Annotated in this window: 3 protein-coding genes; 1 reads left to right on the forward strand and 2 read right to left on the reverse strand. The window is 42.1% G+C overall.

The features are described from left to right. The coding region (locus F6K57_RS37065) for an FHA domain-containing protein (RefSeq protein WP_293073274.1) at positions 1-559 on the forward strand (559 nt) is incomplete at its 5' end. Here F6K57_RS37065 and F6K57_RS37070 read toward each other — a convergent pair. Together F6K57_RS37070 and F6K57_RS37075 are read right to left on the reverse strand one after the other, a co-directional pair. Continuing rightward, entirely contained in the window at positions 501-1,682 is a 1,182-nt protein-coding gene (locus F6K57_RS37070) for a hybrid sensor histidine kinase/response regulator (protein WP_293073276.1), read from the reverse strand. The two genes, F6K57_RS37065 and F6K57_RS37070, sit on opposite strands and share 59 nt — an antisense overlap. Before the next feature lie 133 nt (positions 1,683-1,815). Next, complete coding sequence (locus F6K57_RS37075; RefSeq protein ID WP_293073278.1) at positions 1,816-4,524, reverse strand: CHASE2 domain-containing protein; 2,709 nt, start codon at positions 4,522-4,524, stop codon at positions 1,816-1,818. Between the last annotated feature and the right edge of the window lie 192 nt (positions 4,525-4,716).

Here is a 4,716-nt window from a genome sequence, read left to right on the forward strand (position 1 = left end):
TCGACAGGAAGCAGAACATGAAGCCGTCCTAAAAATGCAGATTGCCAATGCTGGTCGCCCAGAACTCTCCCCACCACCAATCCAGCAAGTCAATATCCTCCCTGGTGGAGAAGCTAACTCTAAACACTCCATTGTCAATCAGGAAGTACCTAGGGCTACAATTCCAGACGAATCAGCCGCCACACCCAGTCTGCCCATTCGCGATCAACCAGTACTTGCCCCAACCGTACTTTTTTCCAATCCTACCCCAGCAAGCAAGGGGCGTTTAGTAAACCGTTCATCCGGTGCCATCATTGTTTTGTCTGCTAATCCTTTCACTATTGGTAGAGAACCCACGAACACCCTAGTGTTAGAAGATGCGATGTGTTCTCGCAACCATGCCCAAATTCTGCAAATTCCAGAGCCTCAGGACAAAGTGCGCTATCAAATCATTGATGTAGGTAGTTCCAATGGTACTTTTGTGGACCAACAGCGGCTTACCTCCCATCAACCCTTTTCGCTCAGTGCAGGAAATGTGATCCAGATTGGTAATCAGGAATGGACTTTCCAGTTACCTTGAGCAGTTGATCCGCATCTAATACTCTACGAGGTAGCATTACCGTAAAGGTAGTGCCAAGACTGATATCACTGTTTAGACTAATTGTCCCGCCATGGATATCGACACATTTTTTGACAATAGCTAACCCCAGTCCACTACCAGAAATATTTTCTACATTCGAGCCTCGATGAAAAGCATTAAACAGATTATGTTGGTCTTTCCTCGGAATGCCAATCCCATCATCACTCACCTCAAAAATAACTTGGTTATTTTGACAGGCAAACTTAATCAAAACCTTACCTCCATTAGGGGAATACTTGATAGCATTATCAATCAGATGGGTAAGGATTTGTAGTAGCAGCTTAGAATCAAACAACGGTCGCCCACACTGTTGATCAATTTTTAAAATCAGGCGATGTTGCTCACCATAGTTATGTTGCATGTCATCCACTAGATCACGCACAAATACCCCTAAATCCAAAGGAGTAGGCTGAAACTCTAGTTGTTCAAATTCTGCCTTATTAAGGAACATCACATTACCCATTAAGTCCGTTATCCGTTGAACAGCTTCTCGGATCCGTTGAAAATGTTGGCTTTGCTTAGATTTATCCCATCTATGGCAGTAAGCTTCCAGGAGTTCAGAACTGGAGAGAATGCTGGTCAAAGGCGTGCGGTACTCATGGGAAATGGCTATGATCATCCGAGATTTAAGATGATTGAATTCTTGTTCTTGGGCTAGAGCTTTGCGTAGCTGAGCTTCTAATTCTCGCAGTTGCTGGTTTGCCTGTTGTAGATCAGCAGTGCGTTCCGCTACCCGTTCCTCTAAGTATAGATTTTGGTCTTCTAGTTGTTTGGTCAGGAAATGCAGTTGTAAATGCACCTGGAGACGGGCTAACACTTCTTCAGTCTGAAACGGCTTGGTGATGTAATCTACAGCCCCCAGGGACAAACCTTTGATCTTATCAACCGTGTCATTCAAAGCAGTCATAAAAATCACTGGGATTTCATTAGTTGCCGGATTAGATTTCAGTCGGCGGCAGGTTTCAAAACCATCCATTACCGGCATTATTACATCTAACAAAATCAGATCTGGTGTTGCATATTCGGTCTGATCGATAGCCGTTTCACCATCAGTTGCTACCAAAATTTACCATCCCGAATTAGCGATCGCTTCTGACAACACTTTCAGATTCGTGGGATTGTCATCAACGATCAAGATAGTGGCTTGATCAACTTTATTGATAGTCATGGATTTACCCCCTGAACGATTTGATAAATTACCGAATTTGCTTAACCTGAAAGCTAGTTGCTAATTGCCTTAACTCATTGGCAAAAGGCCCAAATTTTTTATCTCTCTGTTCCAGTTCAAGCACAGTTTTCTCTATGCCATGGATATTGCCTCTTTTTGCCAATTCAAATAGCTTTTCAATTACCTCAGCTGGTGGAGGTAAAATTTCATCTGTCTCCAGTGGTAAATTTTCGGTATTTATACTTTCTAGATGATTATTGGCTTCATAAAACCAATCAATTTTTAAATATTTTTGTAACTGATTAAAAAGATAATCCATGTTAATTGGCTTAGATAATAATGCATCAGCTCCAGCCTTTATACTGTTTTCTATGTCAGTTTCAAAGGCACTAGCAGATACAACCATAATCACTACATTTGGCAGTTGTTGTGATTTTCTAATAGCACCGATCATTTCCAATCCATCCATAATTGGCATCACAATGTCTGTCAAAATTAAATCGGGCTTAATTTCTGTTGCTTGCTGATAACCTTCTTTACCATTACTTGCTTTAAAGCAACGAAATCCAATCGACTCTAGTAGGTTAATGAGTAACGAGCGATTGTTGAGATGATCATCCACTATTAAGATGGTTGGAGGTTTACCTTTAATGCCAACAATATTGCTGCTGTCTACGACTGTTTCTTGCTCCAGGGATTCCGTAGCAGTTGCTAGTTCCAAATCTAGCCAAAACTGACTTCCCTCACCTAAGGTACTATCTACTTTTATTTCACTCCCCATTAGGGAGATAAGTTTCATACTAATTGCTAATCCCAAGCCAGTGCCTTCTGACTGTTTTTTAGTATCTCCTACCTGCTCAAACGGCAAAAAAATATTTTTCAACTGTTCTGGAGTCATCCCTACACCAGTATCTTCAATTTTAAATCTGATTGTGTGGGAACGGTCACCATTCAAGGATGAACCGATTAAACTTACTTGAAAGGTCACACTTCCAGTCTCGGTAAATTTAATCGCATTACCCAGTAAATTAATTAAAACTTGCCGCAGGCGTTTTTCATCCCCATAAATTGCCACTGGAAGCTGAGGATCGGCATGGTAAATAAACGATATACTTTTTTCCTGGGCACGAATCCGACAAATTTCAACCACGCCCATCAAGAAGGAATAAAAATGAATATCACTTTTGTGCAGCTTTAGTTTCCGAGCTTCAATTTTAGATAGGTCTAAAATATCATTGATTAAAGTAAGCAAATGAGATCCACACTGGTGAATAATACCGATGCCATCCAGGTCTGATTTACTTATATTCGAGGAGCGTTTGAGGATTTGAGCGTATCCCAAAATGCCATTGAGGGGAGTGCGCAGTTCATGGCTCATGTTAGCCAAAAATTCGCTTTTTGCCTGGTTAGCCACATCAGCAGCTACTTTGGCTTTTTCTAATTCTTGGGTGCGCTCTTTAACTTTGACCTCCAAAGTGCGAGAATAATCTTGCAATTGTTGGTTAGCTTGTTTCAATTGCCATTGATTGTGGGTATTAGTTCCTAAAATTGCCGATAAACCTAGAGCCATTAATGGGGAAATTACAGGAATCCACCAACCTGTTATAAACACTAAATAGCTACCACCGACAATCATGCCCCCTGTGATCAAAATACTCAGAATTAATTTGCTCAGGAGATGTTTTCTTAACCAATTAGTCTCTGGTAATATCCAACTTCCTACAGCTCCGATCAACGAACAGCAAAAAATCCACAGCCCCTGTGCGTTAATAGACCATACTCGCAGCAGAACTCGTCCATCAAGTGCTGAACTCAACATCTGGCTGGCGATATTGGCATGAATAACGACACCAGGCATTTCCTGAACGGTAGAGCTCACACTGCTATCATAGGGAGTCGGAAAAATGTCGTTAAGGCTCGGTGCGGTCATACCAATCAAAACAATGCGATTGTACAACTGCTCCGGCGAAATTCTATTGCTCAGAACATCACTGATTGAAACTGTATTGAAGCGCTCCTGGGTGCCACGGTAATTCAACAATATTTGGTAGCCTCCAAGATCTGCACCTTGATAACCAGCATTTTTCTGGGTTAGATTGAAAAATCTTGCTTGACCTAATTGGTAAGACTCGCGCCTCCCATCGATTTTTTTGAGATTGATCCCTTTGGCTTGAAGATACATCAAGCTCAATCTAACGCCTAAGGTAGGTATATCCTGACCGGATTGATCTGCTGCTGATATCAAGCTTCGCCTTACTTTACCATCCCCATCTAGCACCAAATCGGCTAGAGCAACTTGATCTCGTTGTGCTAAGGTCGGAGGTGGTGCAACTCTTTTATCCCTCAGCACGGACTTTACTCCAATCAAGTTTGGTGTGGACTTCATCACCTCAACCAACTCCTGATAACCAGGTTCCACTGGAAAATCGCGATAAATATCCAGACCAATAGCTTGAGGCCGGTATGCTTTAATTTTTTTGATTAACTCAGCTAAAACAGCATCAGAAATCGGCCATCCTCCAAGTTGAGTCAGATCCGATTCATCAATGGTGATAATCACAATGCGATTATCAATGTCTTCAACCGGACGCAGGCGAAAAAATTGATCCAGGGTAGCCCACTCCAGTAGCTGGAACCATCCTGCCGTATCCAAAACAGTGACCAGTGCAGCCACAACGGGAGCTATTATCAGTACAAAGCGCCATTGCTTCAAACGCTCTTTAAAGTGAAGCCACATTCCCCTTAGTCAATCTCTAATCTAGGTCAGGTGTGTTCTCTACCAACCTTGGTGAGAAGCCTATAGCTGAAGTTCCCCCGTGCATTTGTACTACAAGGCCAGTGAAAGGCTATCCTAATCAGGGATTTGGGTGACCAATCCCTGACCCTTGTGTGTCCATGTAATCTTTCGATTTTCTTAAGATTTAGGTGA

It is taken from the genome of Moorena sp. SIO4A5 (assembly GCF_010672005.1).
Classification (GTDB): Bacteria; Cyanobacteriota; Cyanobacteriia; order Cyanobacteriales; family Coleofasciculaceae; genus Moorena.

What these genes read in the sequence shown, in the direction of transcription:
- F6K57_RS37075 (WP_293073278.1), bottom strand. Translation starts at nt 4,524, where the DNA reads ATGTGGCTTCACTTTAAAGAGCGTTTGAAGCAATGGCGCTTTGTACTG.